Source organism: Kamptonema sp. PCC 6506 (genome assembly GCF_000180455.1).
GTDB classification, from domain to species: domain Bacteria; phylum Cyanobacteriota; class Cyanobacteriia; order Cyanobacteriales; family Microcoleaceae; genus Kamptonema; species Kamptonema formosum.
Genome location: NZ_CACA01000060.1, coordinates 1 through 24,237 on the forward strand (window position 1 = coordinate 1; position 24,237 = coordinate 24,237).

At 42.7% G+C, this 24,237-nt stretch carries 22 protein-coding genes; 17 read left to right on the top strand and 5 right to left on the bottom strand.

Annotation, left to right across the window (positions count from 1 at the left end):
- Nucleotides 1-44 precede the first annotated feature (44 nt).
- The 3 genes from OSCI_RS03075 (at nt 45) to ndk (ending at nt 1,866) form a co-directional block, all read left to right on the top strand.
- Nucleotides 45-338, top strand: a complete 294-nt coding sequence (locus OSCI_RS03075) for a DUF3593 domain-containing protein (RefSeq protein ID WP_007353394.1) — start codon at nt 45-47, stop codon at nt 336-338.
- Nucleotides 338-1,231, top strand: coding sequence for a WD40 repeat domain-containing protein (locus OSCI_RS03080; protein ID WP_007353395.1), 894 nt, complete (start codon nt 338-340; stop codon nt 1,229-1,231). The genes OSCI_RS03075 and OSCI_RS03080 overlap by 1 nt, the downstream gene beginning before the upstream one ends.
- 185 nt (nt 1,232-1,416) lie before the next feature.
- Nucleotides 1,417-1,866 (top strand): nucleoside-diphosphate kinase, encoded by a 450-nt coding sequence (gene ndk, locus OSCI_RS03085; protein ID WP_007353396.1) that lies wholly within the window; start codon nt 1,417-1,419, stop codon nt 1,864-1,866.
- Between the two features lie 175 nt (nt 1,867-2,041).
- Here ndk and OSCI_RS03090 read toward each other — a convergent pair whose 3' ends face one another.
- The gene (locus OSCI_RS03090) at nt 2,042-2,824 is read right to left on the bottom strand and encodes a TerC family protein (RefSeq protein ID WP_007353397.1); all 783 of its coding nucleotides are present in this window, start codon (nt 2,822-2,824) and stop codon (nt 2,042-2,044) included.
- A 199-nt stretch (nt 2,825-3,023) separates the two neighbouring features.
- Between OSCI_RS03090 and psaM the strand changes: the two genes are divergently transcribed.
- Nucleotides 3,024-3,119, top strand: coding sequence for a photosystem I reaction center subunit XII (gene psaM / locus OSCI_RS28170; RefSeq protein WP_019487414.1), 96 nt, complete (start codon nt 3,024-3,026; stop codon nt 3,117-3,119).
- A gap of 211 nt (nt 3,120-3,330) precedes the next feature.
- On the top strand, nt 3,331-3,795 hold the full coding sequence (locus tag OSCI_RS03095) for a hypothetical protein (protein ID WP_234708698.1): 465 nt from the start codon (nt 3,331-3,333) through the stop codon (nt 3,793-3,795).
- 59 nt (nt 3,796-3,854) lie between these two features.
- Here OSCI_RS03095 and ctpA read toward each other — a convergent pair whose 3' ends face one another.
- Nucleotides 3,855-5,096 (bottom strand): carboxyl-terminal processing protease CtpA, encoded by a 1,242-nt coding sequence (ctpA, locus tag OSCI_RS03100; RefSeq protein WP_007353399.1) that lies wholly within the window; start codon nt 5,094-5,096, stop codon nt 3,855-3,857.
- Between the two features lie 290 nt (nt 5,097-5,386).
- On the opposite strand from ctpA, the gene petB reads away from it, so the two are divergent.
- From petB to OSCI_RS03120, 4 genes are all read left to right on the top strand, one after another.
- Nucleotides 5,387-6,055 (top strand): cytochrome b6, encoded by a 669-nt coding sequence (gene petB / locus OSCI_RS03105; protein WP_007353401.1) that lies wholly within the window; start codon nt 5,387-5,389, stop codon nt 6,053-6,055.
- A gap of 117 nt (nt 6,056-6,172) precedes the next feature.
- Nucleotides 6,173-6,655 (top strand): cytochrome b6-f complex subunit IV, encoded by a 483-nt coding sequence (gene petD, locus OSCI_RS03110; RefSeq protein WP_007353403.1) that lies wholly within the window; start codon nt 6,173-6,175, stop codon nt 6,653-6,655.
- A 152-nt stretch (nt 6,656-6,807) separates the two neighbouring features.
- The gene (locus OSCI_RS03115) at nt 6,808-7,959 is read left to right on the top strand and encodes a glycosyltransferase (protein ID WP_007353404.1); all 1,152 of its coding nucleotides are present in this window, start codon (nt 6,808-6,810) and stop codon (nt 7,957-7,959) included.
- Nucleotides 7,960-8,005: 46 nt separating this feature from the next.
- Nucleotides 8,006-8,383, top strand: coding sequence for a hypothetical protein (locus OSCI_RS03120; protein ID WP_007353405.1), 378 nt, complete (start codon nt 8,006-8,008; stop codon nt 8,381-8,383).
- Between the two features lie 151 nt (nt 8,384-8,534).
- Here OSCI_RS03120 and OSCI_RS03125 read toward each other — a convergent pair whose 3' ends face one another.
- Entirely contained in the window at nt 8,535-9,158 is a 624-nt protein-coding gene (locus tag OSCI_RS03125; RefSeq protein ID WP_407635884.1) for a Vat family streptogramin A O-acetyltransferase, read from the bottom strand.
- 497 nt (nt 9,159-9,655) lie between these two features.
- Here OSCI_RS03125 and OSCI_RS03130 point away from each other — a divergent pair, with 497 nt between their 5' ends.
- Genes OSCI_RS03130 through OSCI_RS03140 form a run of 3 tightly spaced genes read left to right on the top strand, consistent with a single transcriptional unit; the run spans nt 9,656 to nt 17,033 of the window.
- Nucleotides 9,656-12,652: an amino acid adenylation domain-containing protein gene (locus OSCI_RS03130; protein ID WP_007353407.1), complete on the top strand. Its 2,997-nt coding sequence runs from the start codon at nt 9,656-9,658 to the stop codon at nt 12,650-12,652.
- 16 nt (nt 12,653-12,668) lie between these two features.
- On the top strand, nt 12,669-15,782 hold the full coding sequence (locus tag OSCI_RS03135) for an ATP-binding protein (protein WP_007353408.1): 3,114 nt from the start codon (nt 12,669-12,671) through the stop codon (nt 15,780-15,782).
- Nucleotides 15,783-15,803: 21 nt separating this feature from the next.
- Nucleotides 15,804-17,033, top strand: coding sequence for a hybrid sensor histidine kinase/response regulator (locus OSCI_RS03140; protein WP_007353409.1), 1,230 nt, complete (start codon nt 15,804-15,806; stop codon nt 17,031-17,033).
- 434 nt (nt 17,034-17,467) lie between these two features.
- Here OSCI_RS03140 and OSCI_RS03145 read toward each other — a convergent pair whose 3' ends face one another.
- On the bottom strand, nt 17,468-18,505 hold the full coding sequence (locus OSCI_RS03145; protein ID WP_007353410.1) for an adenosine deaminase: 1,038 nt from the start codon (nt 18,503-18,505) through the stop codon (nt 17,468-17,470).
- Nucleotides 18,506-18,625: 120 nt separating this feature from the next.
- On the opposite strand from OSCI_RS03145, the gene OSCI_RS03150 reads away from it, so the two are divergent.
- From OSCI_RS03150 to OSCI_RS03165, 4 genes are all read left to right on the top strand, one after another.
- A complete protein-coding gene (locus tag OSCI_RS03150; RefSeq protein ID WP_007353411.1) occupies nt 18,626-19,966 on the top strand; it encodes an adenylosuccinate synthase in 1,341 nt (446 codons plus the stop codon).
- Between the two features lie 35 nt (nt 19,967-20,001).
- The gene (locus OSCI_RS03155; RefSeq protein ID WP_007353412.1) at nt 20,002-20,463 is read left to right on the top strand and encodes a hypothetical protein; all 462 of its coding nucleotides are present in this window, start codon (nt 20,002-20,004) and stop codon (nt 20,461-20,463) included.
- A gap of 11 nt (nt 20,464-20,474) precedes the next feature.
- A complete protein-coding gene (locus OSCI_RS03160) occupies nt 20,475-20,840 on the top strand; it encodes a hypothetical protein (RefSeq protein WP_007353413.1) in 366 nt (121 codons plus the stop codon).
- A gap of 64 nt (nt 20,841-20,904) precedes the next feature.
- Nucleotides 20,905-21,510 (top strand): 50S ribosomal protein L25/general stress protein Ctc, encoded by a 606-nt coding sequence (locus OSCI_RS03165; protein WP_007353414.1) that lies wholly within the window; start codon nt 20,905-20,907, stop codon nt 21,508-21,510.
- A gap of 38 nt (nt 21,511-21,548) precedes the next feature.
- Here OSCI_RS03165 and OSCI_RS03170 read toward each other — a convergent pair whose 3' ends face one another.
- Nucleotides 21,549-22,559: an adenosine kinase gene (locus tag OSCI_RS03170; protein WP_007353415.1), complete on the bottom strand. Its 1,011-nt coding sequence runs from the start codon at nt 22,557-22,559 to the stop codon at nt 21,549-21,551.
- Between the two features lie 156 nt (nt 22,560-22,715).
- Between OSCI_RS03170 and OSCI_RS03175 the strand changes: the two genes are divergently transcribed.
- The coding region (locus tag OSCI_RS03175) for an AAA family ATPase (protein ID WP_039961654.1) at nt 22,716-24,237 on the top strand (1,522 nt) is incomplete at its 3' end.

Sequence of the window (24,237 nt, forward strand, 5' to 3'; positions counted from 1 at the left end):
CACCAATTACCAATTACCAATTACCAACTAACAACTAACAATTAATGACCAAAGAAACTATTTTTGCTCTATCACTTTTTCCCTACTTAGGTTTTCTGTGGTTTTTGACGCGATCGCGACAAGTACCTCGGTTGGCTCTGATTGGGTTTTACGGTACTCTAGTGTTCGTTGCTATTACTATTCCCGCTGGAATTTATGCCAAAGTAGCTTATGGCGACTCGTTGGCCAATATCGACTGGTTGCATGGGGGTGCAGAATTATTCTTAACACTGTCTAATATTTTAGTAGTGCTAGGCTTCAGGCAAGCAGTGATTCAAACCAGGCAATCGTCACAATAATGGAGATTCAAACCCTCACTGGCCATGCAGACGGGGTAAAATCGGTGGCGATCGCCCCCGATGGTAAAATTCTCGTCAGCGGCGGTGAAGACGGCAAAATTAAGCTATGGCTGCTGAGTACCGGGGAACAGATCCATTCGATGACAGGCCATCCCTACGGCGTGAAAAATGTTGTTATCAGCCCCAACGGGGCAACTTTTGCCACAGGCGGCGGCGATGGTACGATTAAGCTCTGGAGCCTGAGTAAAGGCGAACTGATTCGTACTTTTGTTACGGGATTATCGCGTCTAGATTCAGGTTCAATGCCGGTGGCAATTAGCCCAGACGGAGAAACGATCGCCAGTCACAGCAGCAGTTATAGTCAGACAGTCAAGCTGTGGCGGATAGATACGGGAGAATTGATCGGCACGTTGACGGGTCATGCAGGTTCGGTTAAAGCTTTTACCATCAGCCCCGATGGTGATATTTTAGCCAGCGATGGGGCTGATAATACTATTCGGTTGTGGCGTTTAGTTACGGAGGAGTTAATCAGCACTTTAGCGGGCCACACGCGGGATATTTTAGCGATCGCAATTAGTCCTGACGGGCAAACTTTAGTCAGCGGTAGCAAAGACGAAACAGTTAGAATTTGGAATCTGCATACTGGCAAACTGTTACGTACTCTTTCGGGTCATTCCTACGCCGTGAATTCAGTCACAATTAGCTCAGATGGAAAAATGCTTGCCAGCGGCGGTTATGATGGTTTAATTAAGTTACGGCGTTTGAGTAATGGGGAACTGCTAAAAATCCTTTCTGGGCATTCTGGTTCGGTAAATTCTGTTGCGATCGGTGCTGACGGGCAAACAATTGTCAGCGGTAGTGAAGATAAAACTATTAGAGTTTGGCGTTTATAATCAATATTAACGAAGAAGCAAAAAGCAATCGCCTAGTCTCTGCGATTGCGGAGCACAGCGAACAATGACAAGTATTTAAAATGACAAGTATTTAACCGGACATGATATTAGTTCTTCAGTAATGTGAGAGGCTTTCTGCGGTAATCTAAGTTTTGTATGAGTTAGTAGACTTGTAGGAGTTAATTTTGGAACGTACATTCTTAGCGATTAAACCCGATGGCGTACAGCGGGGACTTGTGGGCGAAATCATCGGCCGTTTTGAAGCCAAAGGCTTTACTCTAGTAGGTTTGAAGCTAGTTTCAGTCAGCCGCGAACTCGCTGAAGCTCATTATGATGTCCATCGCGAAAGACCATTTTTTCCGGGATTAGTAGAATTTATCATTTCTAGTCCTGTGGTAGCGATGGTATGGCAAGGCGATGGTGTGGTTGCATCCGCGAGAAAAATGATTGGAGCAACTAATCCTTTGAATGCTGAACCTGGTACAATTAGGGGCGATTTTGCTGTTAATGTTGGCCGCAATATTATTCACGGTTCTGATGCGATAGAAACTGCTCAGCGGGAGATTAAACTCTGGTTCAAAGATGAGGAATTAGTAAGCTGGGAACCCCGTTTAACTCCCTGGTTGCTTGAGTAAATAAATGATTGGGCGATTGAAATCGCGTCTACACGAGACTTAACCCGCCTGCGCGGGTTGCATTTCTATAGTCCGCGTAGGCGGACTTGGTTTGTATAGACGCGGTTTCAACCGCCGGACTTGGTTTATGTGGTTTCAACCGCCGGACTTGGTTTATATAGAGGCTGAAAATATTTTAAAGTTCAGATTTCTGTGCTTCTTGCTCTTGAGCTTGCAGTAATATCTCTTGCTGTTTCCCCTCAATTTCTGCGACTGATTCGCCTTCTATGCCTTCAGTCGATTCCACGACAGTACGTTCTGAAAATCCCCACAAAAAGACTAGACCAATCGTAACAACTACCAACCATTGCGGGGGAACTAAACTATCATTAATTACTTTCAATAACAACCGTATTCCCACAAATCCGACTGTAATGTAACCAGCATTTTCCAGGTGAACAAACTCTTCGAGCCAGCGGATGAATAAACCTGCCATAAACCGCAGGGCGATAATCCCAATAGTAGCACCCGTAAGTACCAGCCAAGTTTCGTCAGAAATCGCGATCGCAGTGGTGACACTATCCAAAGAAAATGCCAAATCCGTCAGAGCAATTACCGGAATTGCTTGCCAGAGATTCGCAAATCGTGGTTCTTTATGCTCTCCGTCCTCGTCAGTGGCAGACATAAAGTGCTGATAAACTAACCACAATAGGTAAAGCGCTCCCAGCAGTTCAAACTGCCAGAACTTGATTACCCAAGTAGCAGTGAGAATCAGAATAATCCGCAGAACAAAAGCGACCGCTAAACCAAAGTTCAGAGCTTGAGTCTGTAATTTAGTGTCGGCGATACCCCTTGAGATAGACGCTAAAGCGATCGCGTTATCTGCTGAGAGCACTGCTTCCAAAGCCACTAAAATGACTAACAAGAAAAAGGCATCAATTCCAAAATTTGGGTAAGCGTCGAGAAACTGATCTAGCATTAATAATTTTTTGCACCTAAATTATTTGTCCACCAAGCACTCAGGGCAATTTGCCTACCCTGTAGATCGAAGTGTCACCTTAATTCAGCTTAACCTAACCCGGTCATTTCATCAATAAATGTAACAAATTATTCCAAAAACGCTCGATTTGCCTGAAATTGGTTAAAGCTCAACCCCGTGAGTAAGGAGTTTTTCTAATATGTCTCTAACTGATACCCAAGTCTTTGTTGCCCTAGTGGTAGCCTTGATTCCGGGAATTATGGCCTTCCGGCTCGCAACGGAACTCTACAAGTAGAACCGTAACCGCAAGCATGGCTACCCTTGCCTGTCTCGACTGTTAACGCGCTCAGCTTCCCGGATAATAATCGCTCGGTATAGAGTAAATTGTCTGGTATGAGTTTAAGTGCAACTGTCGGGTCAGGCTATTTAATTTTTATTTTCTGTCCTCTGTATCACTTAATTTCTTTAAAATTTCAGCAGCCATCAGCCTGAAAAATAAGGGCAAAGTGTACCTTGCCTGGATTTTCCCAGACTTGGCAACAGCTCAAACTGAGTTAAGGTATATCAAGATAATGCAAGCGATTCAACCTGCTATCCCCCCTATCCAACCAGAAAAAGGCGATCGCCGTCTTCAGAGCAGAAAGACGCGCACTCAGCGAAGCAGTCCTTACCAAGCGATCGCGATGGAAACAGTGGCCAAGTTAGCCACAAACCTCGTACTTTCAGTATGTGCAGCTTCTGCCCTAGTACAACTTTTACCCTACCATCGCTCCGTACAAGAAAAGTTGCGGGAAATTCAAGGCGAAGTTAAGCTGACTCAAGTGCGAGTGGATCGGGTGCGAACCGATTTCAATCACAACTTTGACCCGGCCCAAGCTAAAAGCATTATGCAAGAGCAGACTAATCGCGTCGATTCTCAACAACGGCCTGTCGTTTGGGTAGAAAAGAACTCAGCCGATGCAAATGAATAATTAAAAATTAAAGTTAAAAATTAAAATATCGATAACTTTTAATTTTTAATTTTTAATTTTTAATTCTTTCCAACCGCCATTACCGTTCGCTCTGTCAAGATTGCTAATGCTGCTTGATATTGTGGGTCAGTTTCGGTGCGGATGCGATCGCCCTCATTTGGTTCTAGGGCAACTATTTTGTCGGGCATAATACCGAGTTTATTAATATCCGTATGATTCGGTGTCTCGTATTTAGCAACCGTTACAGCCAAGCCAGAACCATCAGACAAGTCAAAAAGCGACTGAATTAGGCCCTTACCAAAGGTCTTTTCGCCCACTAACTTAGCTCTACCGTTATCCTGAAGCGCCCCGGCAAGAATTTCACTAGCGCTAGCAGTTCCCTGATTCACTAAGACTACCAGGGGATCGCGAGTCAATGGTTCTCCAGACGCTTCAAAACTGCCGATAATTCCTTGGCGGTTGACGGTATAGACAATGGTGCCGGCATCCAACCACAGACGGGCAGTTTCAATCCCCGATTGCAACAGTCCGCCGGGATTGTTCCGCAAATCTAGAATGTAAGCATCGGCTCCCTGTTGTTCCAACTGCTGCACGGCCTTGGTGAGTTCAGGTACAGCGTTAGCGCTAAATTGGGCAAGGCGGATGTAGCCAACTGGAATGCTTCCTTGAGCAGAGCGTAATTCAGCATAGACCGGGTTGAGGGCGATGCGATCGCGCACTAACTGAATTTCCTCAGTTGCTTCGCTACCTTCACGAGCGATCGTAAGCTTCACAACCGTTCCCGCAACGCCCCGCATCCGAGTTGCAGCCTCGTCTAACGTGAGTTCAGAAGTGTTAACATCATCAATTTTGAGAATGCGATCGCGCGGTAGCAAACCCGCTTTACCTGCGGGAGAACCATCCAGAGGAGCCACCACAGTCAGCACCCCCGTCTGCGGATCGAGTCCAATTTGTAGCCCCACCCCCGTCAGTTCCCCAGAAGTATTCACCTGCAAGCTGCGGTACTGCTCAGGTTTTAGCAACCGAGTAAAAGGGTCATCCAGAACCGCCAGCATCTTCTGAATCGCACTGTAAGTGGCATCCCGACTCTTCAGAGGTTCTTTGATTGCCTGTTCCCGGATACTCCACCAGTTTTTATGGTTAAAAGTATCGTCCACATAAGAACGGTTAACAATCCGCCAAGCTTCATTCAAAAGTTGCTGTTCCTCAGTTAGCGCCAAAGCCGGCTCACTCCAGCAGCCCAACACCGCCACCAACTGAAGAATCACTAAAACTGCAATACCGAAAACTCGTTTGTACATATATACCTGCCTTAAATTACCTGACAATGAGCACAAAGCTCCCTTAACCGTCTGTTATCCCTTCCCAGCCTCACGTCTGCCAGCGAGAGAACTCGGCAGAAATTAAAGAGCAGTAATCGTGAATGGTAGACTCAGATTGCGATACACTACAAATACAGCCAAAGTGGTAGTTAAAAAACTGTCACCTCGATCGCAGTCTAGGGGATAGTCGATCTGCCTCTGAATCTCCCTCACCACTGCTGAGGGTAAAATTTCAAATACAGCAATCGATTTTTAGGAATTCTTGCTTCATGTTTTCTAAGCAGATCACCGACTCAAAACCATTCAAATGGTTTGATGAACGCCTCGAAATTCAGGCCCTCGCCGAGGACGTTACAAGCAAGTACGTCCCCCCCCACGTCAATATTTTCTATTGTTTGGGCGGTATCACTCTTGTTTGCTTTCTGATCCAGTTTGCGACTGGGTTTGCAATGACGTTTTATTACCATCCAACGGTAACAGAAGCTTTTTCATCAGTGCAATACCTGATGACCGAGGTTAACTTCGGCTGGCTGATTCGCTCCATCCACCGCTGGTCTGCCAGCATGATGGTGTTGATGATGATTTTGCACATCTTCCGAGTTTACCTGACTGGTGGCTTCAAAAAGCCCCGCGAATTAACCTGGGTGACAGGCGTGATTTTGGCTGTCATCACTGTTTCTTTCGGCGTGACTGGCTACTCTCTACCTTGGGATCAGGTTGGTTACTGGGCCGTGAAAATTGTTTCTGGTGTACCAGAAGCCATCCCCTTTGTCGGGCCTTTGATTGTTGAGCTGCTACGCGGCGGTGTTAGCGTTGGTCAAGGGACTTTGACTCGTTACTACAGCCTGCATACTTTTGTCTTACCTTGGCTAATTGCAGTCTTTATGCTGGCTCACTTCTTGATGATCCGCAAGCAAGGCATTTCTGGCCCCTTGTAAGTTTTTAGTTGTAGGGGCGGTGCCTCTGTGCCCGCCCAGAATTTTGAGTCAAAAATTCAAAATTCAACATTAATAATTGCGTTACAGCCAACAACCAAAAGGAGAACACTCTTAATTATGGCAACAGTAAAAAAACCGGATCTGAGCGATCCAGAACTCCGCGCTAAACTTGCTAAGGGTATGGGTCATAACTATTATGGCGAACCTGCTTGGCCTAATGACCTGCTCTATATTTTCCCAGTGGTAATTATAGGGACATTTGCTCTCTGCGTGGGTTTGGCAGTGCTAGATCCCGCTTTGGTGGGCGAACCCGCAGATCCTTTTGCGACTCCTTTGGAAATTTTACCTGAGTGGTATTTGTGGCCAGTGTTCCAAATCCTTCGCATTCTTCCTAACAAGTTGTTGGGAATTGCGATCATGGGTGCTATTCCTTTGGCCCTGATGTTGGTTCCCTTCATCGAGAACGTGAATAAGTTCCAAAATCCTTTCCGTCGTCCTGTTGCAACTGCTGTTTTCCTGTTTGGAACTGCGGTGACAATTTGGTTGGGTGTTGGTGCTACTTTCCCAATTGACACATCCCTAACTCTCGGTTTGTTCTAAGACTGAAGTTTGCTTAATTTGACGCTCGTGGAGTTTCCTAGATGTGCTGATGTGCTGTTGGGAAATCTTGACGGGCGTTAAAAATTAAAAATTAAAGATTAAAAATTAAAGATTAAAAATTGAAGATTGAGTATTTGTTAAGCTAAAGAGACATGGAAGCAAAGTTGAATTATAACTTTGAGAAAACTACTAATTATATCTTCTGCTTCCTAGAAATATTTGCCAACGAAGGTGGCATTCAATCCTACATTAAAGATATTCTCAAAGCTTACCAATTGGCAACAGAGGTAAACTCGATACCAAAAGCAAAAATATTGCTGCTGCGAGATTCTCATGACTGCCAAAATCCGTATCAATCAAAAACACTAAATTTTGATTATCTCAAAACTAATCCTGCTTGGTTAGGTAGAATTAGATTCGCGACAAAATTACTAATCTGTTTAATCAAAGAACGACCTAAACGAGTTTTCTGCGGCCATATCAAATTAGCACCGCTAATTCAAACTATCTGCCAAAGTTTAAAGATTCCTTATACTGTTATTACCTACGGTAAAGAAATCTGGGAACCGCTACCGGATAAATATCAAACAGCACTCAGAGAAGCGGATACAATTTGGACTATTAGCAGATATACGCGCGATCGCGCCTGTGAAACCAACAACCTCAACCCCCAAAAATTCCAGCTATTGCCTTGTACTGTAGATGGAAATATCTTCACTCCCGGCCCCAAGCCACAACACTTAATCGAGCGGTATAATCTTGCTGATGCAAAGGTGTTGATGACCGTAGCGCGATTGTGGTCTGGTGATATCTACAAAGGCGTTGATGTGACAATTCGTGCTTTGCCACCGATATCACAAGCGTTTCCTAATGTCAAATATCTGGTAATTGGACGGGGAGACGATCGACCTCGGTTAGCCAAACTCGCAACAGATTTAGGTGTGGCTGAAAGAGTGATATTTGCGGGTTTTGTCCCCACAGAAGAGTTAGTCGAACACTACCGCGTTGCTGATGCTTATGTGATGCCGTCTCAGGAAGGATTTGGTATTGTGTACTTAGAAGCGATCGCTTGTGGCATTCCTGTATTAGCTGGCGATGCAGATGGTTCTGCCGATCCCCTGCAAGATGGTATGCTAGGTTGGCGAGTTCCCCACCGAGATGCAGAGGCGGTGGCGGTGGCTTGCATAGAAATGCTGATGGGGGAGGATAAAAGGTGCAATCGCAACTGGTTGAGGGAGGAAACCCTAGCCGCTTTCGGTACGGATACCTTCCTCCAGCAAGTTAAACAACTTCTTGATTTGTGAGTAGGATAGAAGTATCCCCTCTGCAAGGATATCAAAGGAGACAACCGTGAACCAAGGCAGTTCCAAAATTTCCCTCAATCTCTCTGGTATTAGCAATTGGCTTATAATCCTGGGAATCGCCTGGTTGTTAGGGTCAATTGGTCTAGGCTGGGTAGTGAAGTCGATTTTAATTTTAATCAGTTTATTATTGTTGGCACCAGCGATCGCATTTTTCGGTCTCCGCTGGTGGTTGAACCGCAACTTAATTCAAGATGCTTGTCCAGTCTGTAGTTATGAATTTCCTGCTTTAAATCAAACTCAGTGCCAATGTCCTAATTGCGGCGAACCGCTTAAAATTGAAGAAGGACATTTTAAACGAATGACACCTCCCGGTACGATTGATGTCACCGCAGTTGAGGTATCGGCGCGACAATTGGAAGATTAAACCTTGGAGGAAAATCCCTCAATTGCATTAGTCCGCGTAGGCGGACTTCGATCGTGTAGATGCGATTTCAATCGCCGAAATCTTCTCTTGATGAACAGGAATTATTTGCGATTTCAATCGCCGAAATCTTCTCTTGATGAACAGGAATTATTTAGGAAGCATTACAGAGAGAAATCACATCGCCATCCATAATTTTATCAATGTTGCGAGTAATCTTATCTATCTCCCAATCCCACCATTTAATTTCTAAAAGTTGCGCTATTTCAGCATCGCTGAATCGTTGTTTGATTGGCCGCGCAGGATTTCCCCCAGCAACAGTATAGGGAGGAATATCGTTGACAACAACCGCTCTAGCTGCAACGATCGCACCATCACCAATTTTAACACCCGGCATGATTAGGGATTCGTAGCCAATCCAGACATCATTACCAATGACAGTATCGCCACGACTCGGTAAGTCCATCAACTTATCCATTGCGCTTTCCCAACCATTTCCGAAGATAGGGAATGGGTAAGTGGAAATACCGTCTAGCTTATGGTTTGCGCCATTCATAATGAATTTAACATTAGTCGCGATCGCGCAGAATTTGCCGATAATCAGGCGATCGCTGCCATAATTATACAACACATTTCTCTCAAAGCCTTCGGGGTCAACAGGATCGTCATAGTAAGAATAATCGCCAACTATAATATTTGGCGACTTCACGAAATTTTTGATAAAGCATACTCGGCGGTGGTCGGCTAAAGGATAGGGTTTATTAGGATTAGGGCCCAATTGTTCTGTCAAATTTTGTCCTCCTATTTTAATAGACTGAGCGTTTAACTTCCTGATTTAGGTGAGGTATTATATCATAATAACGGCAAAATGTTTGATAAAAAGGCTTTTGCCTTATCATTCAACACAAAATCTCGTAACGATCCTCACCCCTAGCGGGAAACACAATTATTCTCCCATAACAATTTTCTCAGTATTTTTACTTAAGAATCGGAATTTGAGCCACCGACATCAACTCGAAATCACCCATGTGGCAGTTAAGGCTGCGGAAAGGTAGTTATAAATTTACCTAAATTTTCGTTTTCTTCCGGATGAGTTTAGTTGGATCTAGTAAATTATATGAGTCTATGCCACAACCAAAAGTTTGGTGCCATTGATTACCACCTTTGCAACCTAAACAAAGACGGTAAAGCGCAAGCAATGGCTACCTAATAAATGCTAAAATTTCACACCCGTCGCGCTCTAGATTTGTCACATTTTATTTAACAAGGTTTGTAATGAAAAACATCGAAAATTCCTGCATTCATACATTAGTAGAATCGCAAGTAGAGCAAACGCCAAATGCTATTGCGGCAATTTTTCAATCCGAGCAAATCACTTATCAAGAATTAAATCAAAAAGCCAATCAATTAGCGCATTATCTGAAAAGCTTAGGTGTTAATTCAGAAACCCTTATTGGAGTATGCGTCGATCGTTCCTTGAATATGCTGATCGGACTTTTGGGAGTCTTAAAGGCTGGCGGTGCTTACGTTCCTCTTGACCCAAGTTATCCTGCGGATCGTATTGCTTTAATGCTAGAAGACTCCCAGTCACCTGTTTTAATAACTCAAAAACACCTATTAGAAAACTTAATTCAACGCCCAAATCAGATCGTTTGTTTAGATGAGGATTGGGATGCTATCTCCCAGTTTAGCAATCAAAATATGATAGGTGTTGTCTCCTCTGAAAACTTAGCTTATACAATTTATACATCTGGTTCTACTGGTAAGCCAAAAGGGGTGCAAATCCTTCATCGTGCAGTAGTAAATCTCTTATTATCCATGCAAAAAGAACCAGGAATGACATCTGAAGATGTTCTCTTGGCATTGACTACATTTTCTTTTGATTTATCAGTTCCCGATCTGTTCTTACCCCTAATAGTGGGAGCTACTCAGGTAATTGTCAGTCGGGAAGTAGCATCAGATGCTAATCAACTTGCCAAAGCGATCGCCGAATCTGGTGCTACATTTATCCAAGCTACGCCAGCCACTTGGCGAATGTTATTAGCAATTGGTTGGCAGGGTAAGCCCGAGCTGAAAATTATTTGCGGGGGCGAAGCCATGACTAGGACTTTAGCCAACCAACTCCTAGAAAGATGTGCTACTCTTTGGAATATGTATGGGCCAACTGAAACCACAGTTTGGTCAACTGTTTCTAGGATCAAACCAGGCAATAGCTCCATATCTATTGGTAGCCCAATTTTAAATACCAAAATTTATGTAATTAGAGAATCCGCCCGAGGCAAGAATAATACTTTACAATCTATTACAGAAGGAGAGGGAGAGCTTTATATTGGTGGGTTGGGATTAGGACGCGGCTATCTCAATCGCCCTGAACTTACTTCAGAAAAATTTGTCAAAGATCCGTTTAGTCAAGATCCTACAGCCCGTCTTTACAAAACAGGAGATCTGGTTCGCTATCTAGCAGACGGTAATATTGCGATTATTGGACGAATTGACTCCCAAGTAAAGATTTTCGGTCATCGGATCGAATTAGGAGATATCGAAACTACTCTCTTGCAACATTCTGCGGTACAGGAGTGCGTAGTAGTTGTCCGCGAAGATTCTCCTGAAGATCGTCGTTTGGTTGCATATCTGGTGTTAAAATCGAGATCGTCAAAGCTGCATCCAGTGGAGATCGGAATGTGGTTGAAAGATAAACTACCAAAATATATGGTACCGACAATTATTGTCTTTCTAGATGCCTTGCCATTAACTCCTAACGCTAAGGTTAATCGTCAGGCTTTGCCAGTTCCTAACTTGAATATTCTAGAGGAAATTGTTCCGCCTCGTACCGAACTAGAAGAACAACTTACCCGTATTTGGACTTCTGTTTTGGGCATCGAAGTTGGGATTTATCAAAACTTTTTTGAATCAGGAGGTAATTCACTCCTTAGTGCAGTATTATTATCTCGTATTCGGGAAACATTAGAGGTAGAAATCTCTTTAGAGTATCTATTCAAAGCTAATACAATTGCTGGATTAGCTGAAGTGATTGAGGCAGTGCAAGCTTGTGGCTCTACCGTCAAATTTGAAACCACTCCTGCCGAGTTATGGGCTGATGCAGTTTTAGATGAAAAAATCTGCCCTCTCAAGATTAATCCCACAAAAATAGATTATATATTCTTAACAGGTGCGACAGGATTCATTGGTGCTTTTCTTCTTCAAGAATTACTGCATAAAAATCCTCAGTCCACTATTTACTGTCTAATTCGTGCTAATAGTAAGGAAGAAGCTAGTCAGCGATTACGGAAAACTTTAGAGAATTATCAAATTTGGCGAGAAGAATTTGGATCGAGGATTGTGCCCGTAGTTGGAGATTTATCAAAGCCTTTATTCGGATTATCTGAAGTCCAGTTTACTGAGTTGGCAGAGAGACTTGAAGTTATTTATCACTGTGGTGCTTATGTAAATTTAGTTTATCCTTATATTGCTTTGCGTGATGTAAATGTTGGTGGCACCAAGGAAGTATTACGTCTAGCAGTTCGGAGTAAGACCATTCCAGTACATCATATTTCTACCTTAGATGTGTTTCAATCTTCTAACTATGAAAACAGGAAATTAATTTTAGAGACAGAGGCGTTACTCGGTTGTGAAGGATATGCGGATGGTTATTCCCAAAGTAAATGGGTGGCTGAAAAATTAGTCATGGCGGCTCGCGATCGCGGCGTACCCGTCTCTATTTATCGACTAGGCATGGTAACAGGGCATAGTCAAACAGGTGCTTTTCAGCTTGGCAACATGATTTGTAGAATGATTAAAGGATTTATTCAAATGGGATCTGCACCCGAGATGGAAATGAGTATGAACCTTGCTCCTGTAGACTATGTAGTTAAAGCAATTTATCATTTGTCATGTCAACCCAAAGCCTTCGAGCAATCTTTTCATATCTTAAGTCCGTCTTTTTTATCAATTAAACAATTGGTTGCGGACATTAACTTACTAGGCTATCCAGTTCCTTCTATTCCCTACCAAAACTGGCAGGTAAAGTTACTGAATACGTCTCCAGAAAATGCTTTAACTCCGATGGCATCATTGTTTATTAAGAAGACATCAAATCAGGAAAAAACTTTTATCGAAACAACTCCCTTAGCATTATCCCATCTATTTGATACTGCCAACACCAAGAGAGGACTAAGTGATACTAATATTATCTGTCCCACCATTAACTCGACCGTGCTAAAGGCTTATTTGTCATATTTCGTACAGCTTGGTTTTTTACCCCAACCTATTTAATTAACTCATACTTACGATGAATAATTCTCAATCAGATATATCTTCCAAACCTCATCTTTCTCGCAGTCTTACCTCTCTGGAAACCTATAGCTTTGGCTTAGCCGGTATTCCTGGCTGGACAGGGGTAGTCTCCAGCATTAATGCGGCAATAGGGCCATTAGCTTTGCTAGTTTGGCTACCAGCAACTTTCATTGGGGTGTTAATTAACTATCAGGTAAAAAGGCTAGGAATAGGCTCGGTAGATATGACTGGGGGTACTCCTAACTATATGGCGAGGTTATTACATCGCTATCCAATTGTGGCTCGTTATGCAGCAATTGGATATTTGTTGAATTGGACTTCCAGTATATCTTTAAATGCGATTATCCTCACCGATCTAGTTAAGTCGAATCTTCAGGTATTTGATATTCAGCTACCAACAATGTTCCTGCGGGTGGGGTTTATGCTCTTGCCTTTTATCTTAGCTTTAAGTGGTACAAGAGCTGTAAGCATCTTGTTATTCTTTTTTATTATGCCGTCTATTGGCCTACTGCTAACATTCAGTTTTCAAGGCATGGGCTGGCTAATTTTATCTCCCGATAGTCCTGGTTTTTTTCCCACAAGTTGGGGTTCATTAAACTTTACAGAATGGGCAAAATGGTTATTTTTTGCCACCTTTGTCACTTATAGTAGTGAGACTGCTTCCTCATTTGTGGCGGATAGTCGTAGCCCAATTCAAACTCTCCGTTTCCTAGATGTTGCTGCTTGGACAGGTGCAGTTATTTTTACCGCTGGGACTTGGGTTGTAATGCGTTTAGCCCCTGGTAATACTTTGGAAGGTGCTAGTGCTAGTGATTCATTTATCAATTTGGTAGGTGCGGCGAAACCCTTTTGGGGGCAATCTGCATCCTTATTTGTTACTTTTTTACTTACTTCTTCTTGTTTACTTACTATTGCTACTGCTGTTTCTAATTGTCCTCGAATACTTTATCAACTTGCACTAGATAAATACCTGGCACCAGTCTTTGGCGTTGTATCTCCACGCGGAGTATTTGGCCCTGCTTTAGCAATGATATTTGGGCTATCAATGTTCTTTCTCATCTGGGGTGATGTTCCCCATATCGTGGTTGTTGGTAATGTTGGCTGGTTTGTGTCTTTCACAGTGCTGCATTTATCTATGTGGTTACAACGCGATAATCCCGGTGTGTTAGCCCCTCGTCTGTCATTAGTAATTTTCTTCGTGGAAGCGATCGTTCTATTTGTAGGTGGTTTAGCTTGGGAATGGCAATACTTTTTGATTGGTTTACTTTCTCCGATGGCAATTTTAGTAATAGATTTTGCGATTCGACGTATTCGACTTCCTATTCTTCGACCAGCTTGGTGGATTGAGCGATATCAGTACAGTGCTGCTGGAACAATGCAAGACTTGTTAATGTTTCAGGTAACAACCATCATTGCCCTGGTATGTGGAGGAGTTCTGATGGGTTGGGCATTTAGATCGGTGCTTAATCAAGGTACAAGCGAACAGCAGAATAACCTAATCCTAGTTCTAGTAATGATTGTGGCATTTGTGGGGGTAGCGATCGCTTGCTGGACAACTTTACCTCAAGTATTTGCTATTGAAGAAGCCCGTCAACAAGCAGAACTTCTAAATCAGGATTTAGAAATTCGAGTTGCAGAGCGCACTGTAGAACTTAAAGAAGCAAAAGAAATTGCCGATAGTGCTAACCGTGCCAAAAGCGAGTTTCTCGCCAACATGAGTCATGAATTGCGTACACCTCTTAATGGTATCTTAGGCTATGCCCAAATTCTCCAGCGGTCAAAAAGCTTGGTAGAATTGGATCAAAAAGGGATCGGCATTATTAACCAATGTGGTACGCATTTACTCACTCTGATCAATGATATTCTCGATTTTTCTAAAATCGAAGCCCGGAAAATGGAAATCTATGCTGCGGATTTTTATTTTCCCTCATTTTTGGAAGCAGTAATTGAAATCTGTCGAATTAAGGCTGAACAAAAAGGGATTGATTTTATAGATCAAACTGAGGGCGTAATACCCCTTGGCATTCATACGGATGAAAAACGATTGCGGCAGGTGTTGATTAACTTACTGGGGAATGCGATTAAGTTTACTGAACAAGGTAGCGTAAAATTTCTGATCAACTCTCGAAAAGTGGAAAGTGAGGATCGGGAAGTAAATTTATATCGTATTCGATTTCAAGTTGAAGATACTGGAGTTGGTATATCCAAGGATCATATTAAAAATATCTTTTTGCCATTTGAGCAGTCTGGTAATATGAAGAAGCAATCAGAAGGGACTGGACTAGGATTAGCTATCAGCAAAAACATTGTTGATATGATGGGCAGTACCTTGGAAGTTGAAAGTGAATTAGGAAAAGGTAGTGTTTTCTGTTTTGAGATAGATTTACCCGAAGCTAAGGAATGGGCAAAAAATACTAAAAGTTCTCAGCAGGGAATTATTACTGGTTTCAAAGGCGATCGGCTAAAAATTTTAGTAGTAGATGACCGTTGGGAAAACCGTTCTGTTATTGTCAATTTACTCAGCCCTATTGGATTTATACTTTTTGAAGCTGAAAATGGTCAAGAAGGACTGGATAAAATTGCTGAGGTTCAACCAAACCTGGTTATTACTGATATTGCTATGCCGATTATGGATGGCCATGAAATGGTTAGAAATTTGCGAAAATTGCCACCATTTGCTAATTTATCAGTGATCGTGTCTTCAGCCAGTGTATTCCAGTCAGATATGCAAAAAAGTATTGATGTTGGAGCTAATGAATTTTTGCCCAAACCTATCCAAGCTGATAGCCTGTTAGAGGCGATCAAAACTCTCCTGAACTTAGAATGGATCTATGAAGAAAAATTACAACCGGAAAGTAAACACGCCTTGACAAACTCTGAAATAGCTGTTGCAGTTCTGCCCCCATCACATGAAGACTTGCTTATACTGTATAATCTTAGTCGTAAGGGATTGATTAAGGATTTACTACAAGAGTTGACGAGAATTGAACAGATAGACAATGAGTTTATACCTTTTGTTCAACATCTGCGCGAATTTGCTAAAGCTTTTAAGCTTAAACAGGTGCGAACATACATAGAAAAATACCTAGCGGAATCTGAGGGTGAATAATGAATAATTCCTGGTGGCTTTATGAGTGAAATTTCAGAAGAACAATCTATTTTGATTGTAGATGATAATCCCAATAACCTAGAAGTTTTAGCCCACATATTGACAGATGTGGGTTATCAAGTTTCGGTTGCTATTGATGGTGAAACTGCGATTGAACAAGTAGAATATCATCAGCCAGAACTAATTTTATTAGATATAATGATGCCTGGTATTGATGGTTTTGAAACTTGTCGGCGATTGAAAGCTAATCCCTTAACCTGCGAAATTCCGATTATTTTTTTAACCGCTTTATCTGATTCAAATAATAAAGTTAATGGATTATCTGTAGGAGCCGTAGATTATATTTCTAAACCCTTCCAAAGTGAAGAAGTGTTAGCAAGAATTAGAATTCATTTAAAATTATATAATTTAACTAGAAAACTAGAACAGCAGAAGCAACTACTAGAAGAAAAAGTTAAATTACGGACTGTGGAATTATTAGCCGCTAAAGAAGCAGCAGAAGCAGCGAATATTGCTAAAAGCCAGTTTCTTGCTAACATGAGCCATGAACTCCGCACCCCCCTGAATGCGATTATCGGCTATAGTGAAATGTTGCAAGAAGAAGCAGAAGATTTAGCTCAAGAAGACTTAATCCCTGACCTGAAAAGAATTCACGGTGCAGGCACACATTTACTGGGTCTAATTAACGACATTCTTGACTTGTCCAAGATTGAATCTGGCAAAGTTGAACTTTACTTGGAAACCGTTAATATCTCACTGTTGATTAGGGAAATCATCATAATGGTTCGACCACTGGTCGAGAAAAATGCTAATGTCTTGGTAGTTGACTGTGCAGACAATCTTGGTTATATGAAAACTGACTTAACTAAGGTACGTCAGAGTTTATTTAATTTGCTTAGTAATGCCTGCAAATTTACAAAGAAAGGTAAAATTACTATTAAGGTAGAAAAAGAGTATCGGAAATCTGGAACGCTCAATGGGGAAGAACACAAATCAGCCATACTCTATATTTTATTTAAGGTAACTGATACTGGCGTTGGGATATCTCCAGAACGAATGGAAAAACTGTTCCAACCATTCACTCAGGCTGATGCTTCAACTACACGAGAGTATGGGGGGACTGGATTAGGGTTAGCAATTACTAAAAAGTTGTCTCGGATTATGGGTGGAGATATCTTCGTTGAAAGTGAGGTTGGTAAGGGCTCTACTTTTACTATTCTATTGCCAGCAGAAGTGCTCCTGCCTAAGTAAAAATACGGTTTATAATTGTAATGTAAACAATCCATTTACAACCTCAAATGGATGAATTTTTATTTTTTTCACTTTTACTTCTTTATCTCATTTAACTGCTGCGGAAGCTGGGCCAAGACATTGGTGTCAACTTAAGGTCAAACCCTCATTCCGACAGGGGTTAAAACCCCTGTCTCAAAGATCAAGTCCTCTGAAGAGGACTAATAAGTTCAGGATTTATGCACCCAACCAAAGAAACCGGGTTTTTTGACGAAAATACTTCGTTATGACCCACAGATTCTCTCAAAAACCCGGTTTCTGGGACGACCTGCGTAAGTCCTAAAGTTTTTCAGTCCTCATTCAGAGGACTTAATTTATAAGAGGGGGACTTAAGTCCCTGGCGGGTTTCAGATGGCAGTTGACACCAAGGAGGCAAATGCCCACCCTATAGACTCCTAGCGAACGACTGCGGGAAGAGGTTCCGGCTTCAACAAACCTGTTAACATATCCTCTGGCCTTTCTTTATAAGGCCAAGCAAAAGCATGGCGAAAAGCCGCATTCTGACAAGCTTGTAATTGCCGAAAATCGATCACATCCAGAGTTAACAAAGTCTCGTATTCAAACGGTAATCGGACATTATGCAAACCTGCATTATCCGTGCAAATAGCAATATCAACACCTGCCTCAAAACAGCGGTCAAATACTACCTTTAATTCCCGCAAATCCGCAAGCGTTCCTGTCTTCAAATAAGTAGTCGGGCAAACTTCCAAACATTGCCCCATTTTTGCTACTTCTGGTAACAATTCTGGATATTTCAAAGGTATCTGAATCCCGTGACCAATTCGCATTAAATATGGTAATAATTCGGGATAGCAGCCTGAAGGTGTTTCGTAGAGATGGCCAGTGGTTTTGATGCCGAGCGATCGCGCATACTGGTACAATCCCACAAACTCATCCAAGCGATCGGCAATACAAGCATCACCACCCGCTACATCAATAGCACAGACATATTCCCCCATACCCGCCGCCAAATCTACGATCGCCTTATTCACCTCAAAAGGCAAACGCGAGTGCATACACAAAATTTGGCTAGTGACAATCGGACAATCGCTAACCCGACTAGCTTTGCCGACAATTTCCACAATCTTCGCCATTAACTCAATTCTCTCAGACATCGGTAAATGCTCCGGTGTCCGCAAATAAGGCGTATAGCGCAATTCTAAATAAGCTAAATTCTCAAAAATATATGCTCCCCGCATCAACCGATAGATAAAATAGGGTAGAGTTTCAGCAGTCTGAACGCTTTCTACCATAGTGTGCAGTTCTAAATACTCATCCAGAGTGTTGCGCGGCTTGGTGTAAAATTGCTCAAACTCAGAATATTCTTCAAATCGACCAGCTATCTCAGCATCGTGACGTTCAAAATACCGCCACAGAATCCGGGGTACTACAGAACCGCCCAGGTGACGGTGCAACTCAGCGTGTAAAGTCATAACTAACTTCCCCTTTATTTTTTCAAGCTTAACAAAATTAACAAAAATTAATTTGACAGCAGCGACACCATCTGTGCATAATTTGAGTTTGTGTCAACTTTAGCGTTTCGTGAGAGACCCTTGGCTAACGTAGTTGTGATCGGTGCCCAATGGGGCGATGAAGGGAAAGGAAAAATTACTGATTTGCTCAGCAAATCCGCAGATGTCGTTGTACGTTACCAAGGGGGCGTAAACGCAGGTCACACCGTTGTCGTAAACGGTCAGACCTTCAAACTGCACTTAATCCCCTCTGGAATTCTCTATCCTGATACGGAATGTATCATCGGCAGTGGGACAGTAATTGACCCGAAGGTTTTAATCGAAGAATTGGATCAGCTAGATGCGCTGAATATCTCATCGCGCAACTTGATGATATCTCAAACCGCCCACGTCACGATGCCTTATCACAGGTTGATTGACCAAGCATCGGAGGAACGGCGCGGGACTCATAAAATTGGGACGACGGGACGGGGAATTGGCCCGACCTACGCTGATAAGTCAGAACGCACGGGAATTCGCATCCTTGACTTGATGGATGCAGTCGGATTGCGGAAGCAGTTACAGTGGACGATTAATTATAAGAACGTCATTCTGGAAAAGCTCTACGATTTGCCGCCCCTTGACCCGGAAGTGGTGATTGAGGAATATTTGGCTTATGCGGAACGGTTGCGTCCCCACGTTGTGGATAGTTCTCTGAAGATTTACGATGCAGTTCAGAAGCGGCGAAATATTCTGTTTGAGGGAGCTCAAGGGACGCTGCTAGATTTGGATCACGGGACTTATCCCTATGTGACTTCTTCTAATCCAGTGGCGGGTGGCGCTTGCGTGGGTGCGGGTGTGGGCCCGACGATGATCGATCGCGTGATCGGGGTAGCGAAAGCGTACACAACGCGGGTGGGAGAGGGGCCTTTTCCTACAGAGATGGTAGATGGAGTGGGACAAGTTTTGTGCGATCGCGGCGCAGAATTCGGGACAACAACTGGCCGTAAACGCCGCTGCGGTTGGTTCGATGCTGTCATTGGCCGTTATGCGGTGCGGATTAATGGTTTAGATTGTCTAGCTATTACCAAGTTAGATGTTTTAGACGAGTTAGAGGAAATTAAAGTTTGCGTTGCTTATGAAATTGATGGCGATCGCATCGAAGATTTTCCTAGTAGTTCTCGAACATTTGCACGGTGCAAGCCTATCTATGAAACCATGCCGGGTTGGAAACAGTCAACGGAGGACTGTCGGACTTTGGCAGATTTGCCTAAAGAAGCTTTGGATTATCTGAAGTTTTTAGCAGAGTTAATGGCAGTACCGATCGCGATCGTCTCTTTGGGAGCAAGTCGCGATCAAACTATCATTGTAGAAGATCCCATTCACGGGCCCAAGCGAGCTTTGTTGTATGCTAATGGCACATCCGTTGGCGTTCAAGGCTAAGACTTTTGCCAGAATAGGAAATTAAAGATCCACTCATGGCTGATGATGCTCCCATAACCGATGAAGATCGGCTGATATACCAGCTAACAATTCACAGAGACTTAGTTGGCTGGGTTATCAGAAAGTTGTCTCAAGCGATGATTCCATCCCAGAGAACCACTGGGAATGACCCCAAAGGAGACATTGCGATCTTAAATCTAAATGATACTTTGCGAGCTCAAGAAATCATCTGCAACATTCACAGTCAATACAATCCCTTAAACCCCAATGAGTCACAATTAACTTTAAATAGAAGAACAATAAATCAACCATACATAGAAATCAAAACTACATACCTTTCTGGAAAAGAGATCGCGGAAATTATTGAGACTGGTACTGTCATCGCAGTTGTGAGTGCAAACAAAATCTCTGGGCCTGGTAAAGCTAAATTTTTTCAAGCGGGTATAGCTTACGCTGAAAATATTCCCTTGAGTGAGTTTATGGATGTTAAGTCTTAGGAGTAATCCCCATGTTTGACATCAGCTTTTATGCAGTAAATGGTGAACCATCTGATTCTGTAAGAATAACAGAATCTATTTACGAATGGTTAGCAAAATCTCAATTTGCAAAAATTGGCATATCTAGAGATACCCAACTGCACTTAGATGGGGAAGATGTGGTTTTACCTGTAGTTGAGTTAAATCAGGATATTCGCCAAAAACTCAGAGACTTTTTTCGTGACGCGATAATTACCGAAAGCGAAACTGTACTTACTAAACTAGGAGATTACCCTTCAAAACAAGAGTATCAACAGGAAACTTACGGCATGAGGAAACTGTTAGAATTACTCAAGTGTGTTGAAAACGAAAATTACCAGTATCTCCAGCGATTCTAATAAATTTGAGATTCAGTAGCATAAATTTGGTAGAATGTCATAGCAAGAAACCAGAATACACAAAATGGAACTCACAGTAGAATGTCAAAAGCGGGCAGAAGGCAGTAAACCCAACGCTCTCCGCCGCTCCGGTTTAATCCCCGCCGTACTCTACGGCCACAGCGGCGCTGAATCCATTGCGCTAACCATCAATGCCAAAACCGTTGAAACTCTGCTCAAAAAGCACGTAGTCAACAATGCTCTAATTCAGCTCAATATTCCTGATATTTCTTGGAGTGGCAAAACCTTGCTGCGGGAAGTGCAAGTTCACCCTTGGAAAGGTCATCCCTATCACCTCAGCTTTTTCTCCGTCGCTACGCAAGACAGTCTTGAAGTAGAAGTAAATCTCCATTTTATCGGAGAAGCGGTCGGCGTTAAAATGGAAGGCGGAATTTTAGACCCCGTACTGACGCAACTCAAACTCAAGTGCAAACCAGACAATATCCCCGAAGCTATTAACGTTGATATTTCCGAGATGCACGTAGGAGATGCTCTGCACATTCACGAACTCCAATTACCAGAGGGAGTCACACCAGTTGGCGAACCCGATCAAGTAGTAGTAAGCGTGTTGATATCTCAAGGTGGAGCTGAAGAAACAACAGAAGAAGCAGCAGCAGCAGCAGCAGTTTAACAGTTAACAGTTAACAGTTAACCGTTAACTGTTAACCGTTAACTACCAATAACTTCCCAAATGCGATCGCGTTGAGATTCCTCTAGACGGGGCCCGTGAACCTCTACCACGCGGGAGGCGAGATAATTCCCCCAGCGTCCCGCCTGTTGAGGACTCAAATTATTAGTAAGTCCGAATAAAACGCCCCCGGCAAAAGCATCTCCAGCTCCCACAGTATCAATAGCTTGGACTGGAAATCCAGCAACTTTAGTAATCTGTTTATTTTCTACCACCAAACAACCATTTGCACTGTCAGTAATAAAAGCCAGATTAACTAATTCCCCCAAATTCTGAGCGCACTTTTCCAAAGATTCCAGCTCAAAAAAGCGGCGCACCTCATCGGCATTGCAAAAAAGTACATCGCAATAATTAGCAATTACCTGCCGAAAATCATCAGCAAATCGATCAACTAAAAAAGCATCGGAAAAAGTAAAAGCAACCTTTACTCCCTTGCGTTTCGAGTGCTCCATTGTCTCAATACTAGCCTTCCGAGGATCGGCCGCATCCCAAAGATAGCCCTCAATATAACTGTACTTTGCACGACTGAGGCGATCTAAATCAATATCAGTAGCAGCCAGAGTCGTAGAAACTCCTAAATGAGTACACATAGTGCGCTCCGCATCGGGAGTCGTCAGCACCACACAAGTACCCGTAGGCCCGCTCAACTCAGGGGCCGGATGCACATTAAACTCAATCCCCGCCGCCAATAAATCTTGTCGATAAAATTCCCCATTTGTATCCTTAGCAACCTTACCCGAATAAAAGCCGCTACCGCCACTCTGAGCCAAAGCAATCATCGTATTTGCCGCCGACCCCCCCGATCGCAGTTGTAGAGAAGTATGCTCTAAATCGTGCAAAATCCCCCCCTGTTTTTCCGCATCCATCAGAGTCATAGAGCCGCGATTCAAAGCATGGTGTTGCACAAAATCATCTTCCACAAATGCCAAAATATCAACTAAGGCATTACCCACGCCAAATACATCCACTGTCGAACCTTGATTTTCCGTCATAACTTAATTTTTGTTTATACTAATTATTAACTATAGCGGTTTTCATTGCAATGACTTTGTAACGCCGCCCTCTGGGCGGTTAATCACCGCCCAGAGGGCGGCGTTACGTAAAGCATACGTAAATCTTATATTTATCAACCCCAACCCAAAATCAAAATGTTAGATGCTTCTCTTCCTCCTCTAATTCAGCAGATGTTACGGTCAGATTTTTATCCTCACTCCGTGACAGAACCAATTGAACTGCTTCAAACTCATATTTCTTTTGTACTGCTAACGGGAGATTTTGCCTACAAACTCAAGAAACCAGTCAACTTTGGTTTTTTAGACTATTCAACTTTAGAAAAACGCCATCATTTTTGCACAGAAGAGTTGCGAATGAACCAGCGGGGAGCGCCAGAACTGTACCTAGAAGTTTTGCCTATATATCATAAAGGTGACAATATTTTCACCCTAGAACCTTTTAGCTTACCAGTGGAATACGTGCTAAAAATGCAGCAATTTTCTCAGGATTTCCTGTTTGTGAATATGTTTGAGCAGGGACGGCTAAATGAAAAACATTTAGAGAGTTTGGGGCGAGATTTGGCGAACTTTCACGCTAGCGCCCAAGTTAGCGACTATATTCGCAAATTTGGGGAAATTCCTCCTATTCGGGAGGTTATTAATAACAATTATCGACTCTCGGAAAAATATATTGGTGGGCCGCAAACTCAAAAACAGTATGACGAAACTAGGCAATATACAGAAGTGTTTTTTAGCGAGAGGCAAAAACTATTTGCTAGCCGCATTCAAAGTAACAAAATTCGTGAGTGTCATGGCGATTTACATTTGAAAAATATAGCTCTGTGGCACGATAAAATCATGTTATTTGATTGCATTGAGTTCAACGAGCCTTTCCGTTTTGTTGATGTTATGTATGACGTAGCTTTTACGGTCATGGATTTGGAAGCGCGGGGGCGTAAAGACTTAGCAAATGCGTTCTTGAATACATATATTGAACAAACTGGAGATTGGGAAGGAATACAAATTTTGCGATTTTATTTGATCCGTCAGGCTTATGTAAGAGCAAACGTAACTGCTTTTTTACTAGACGATCCGGCTGTGCCAATTATTGAGAAAAATCAGGCTGAAGAAACAGCGGCACACTATTATCAACTAGCTTATGATTACACAAAATCTTGCCAAGGACAAATGATTTTGATGTCGGGTTTGTCTGGTTCTGGTAAGAGTACAGTTGCTCGATATTTAGCACGCCATTTTAATGCAATTCACATTCGCTCTGATGCGGTACGAAAACATTTAGGTGGCGTTCCTTTGTATGAGCGTGGTGGGGATGATTTATATTCTAGTGAGATGAATGGCAAGACTTACAGCCGATTGTTGGAATTGGGAATATTACTAGCGAAGGAAGGTTATACAGTTATTTTGGATGCGAAATACGATCGCAATAATTTGAGAATGGACGCTATTAATTGTGCTGAAACTAATAACATTTCTGGGAAAATAATTCACTGTACAGCACCTATTGAAGTGTTGCGATCGCGCCTTCAAAATCGCACGGGGGATATTGCCGATGCAACTGTTGATTTATTGACCTCACAGCAGTTGGCGGCTGAACCTTTCACGGAAATTGAAAAAAGGTATTTGATAACTATAGATACGACTCAGGATTTAGATTTAC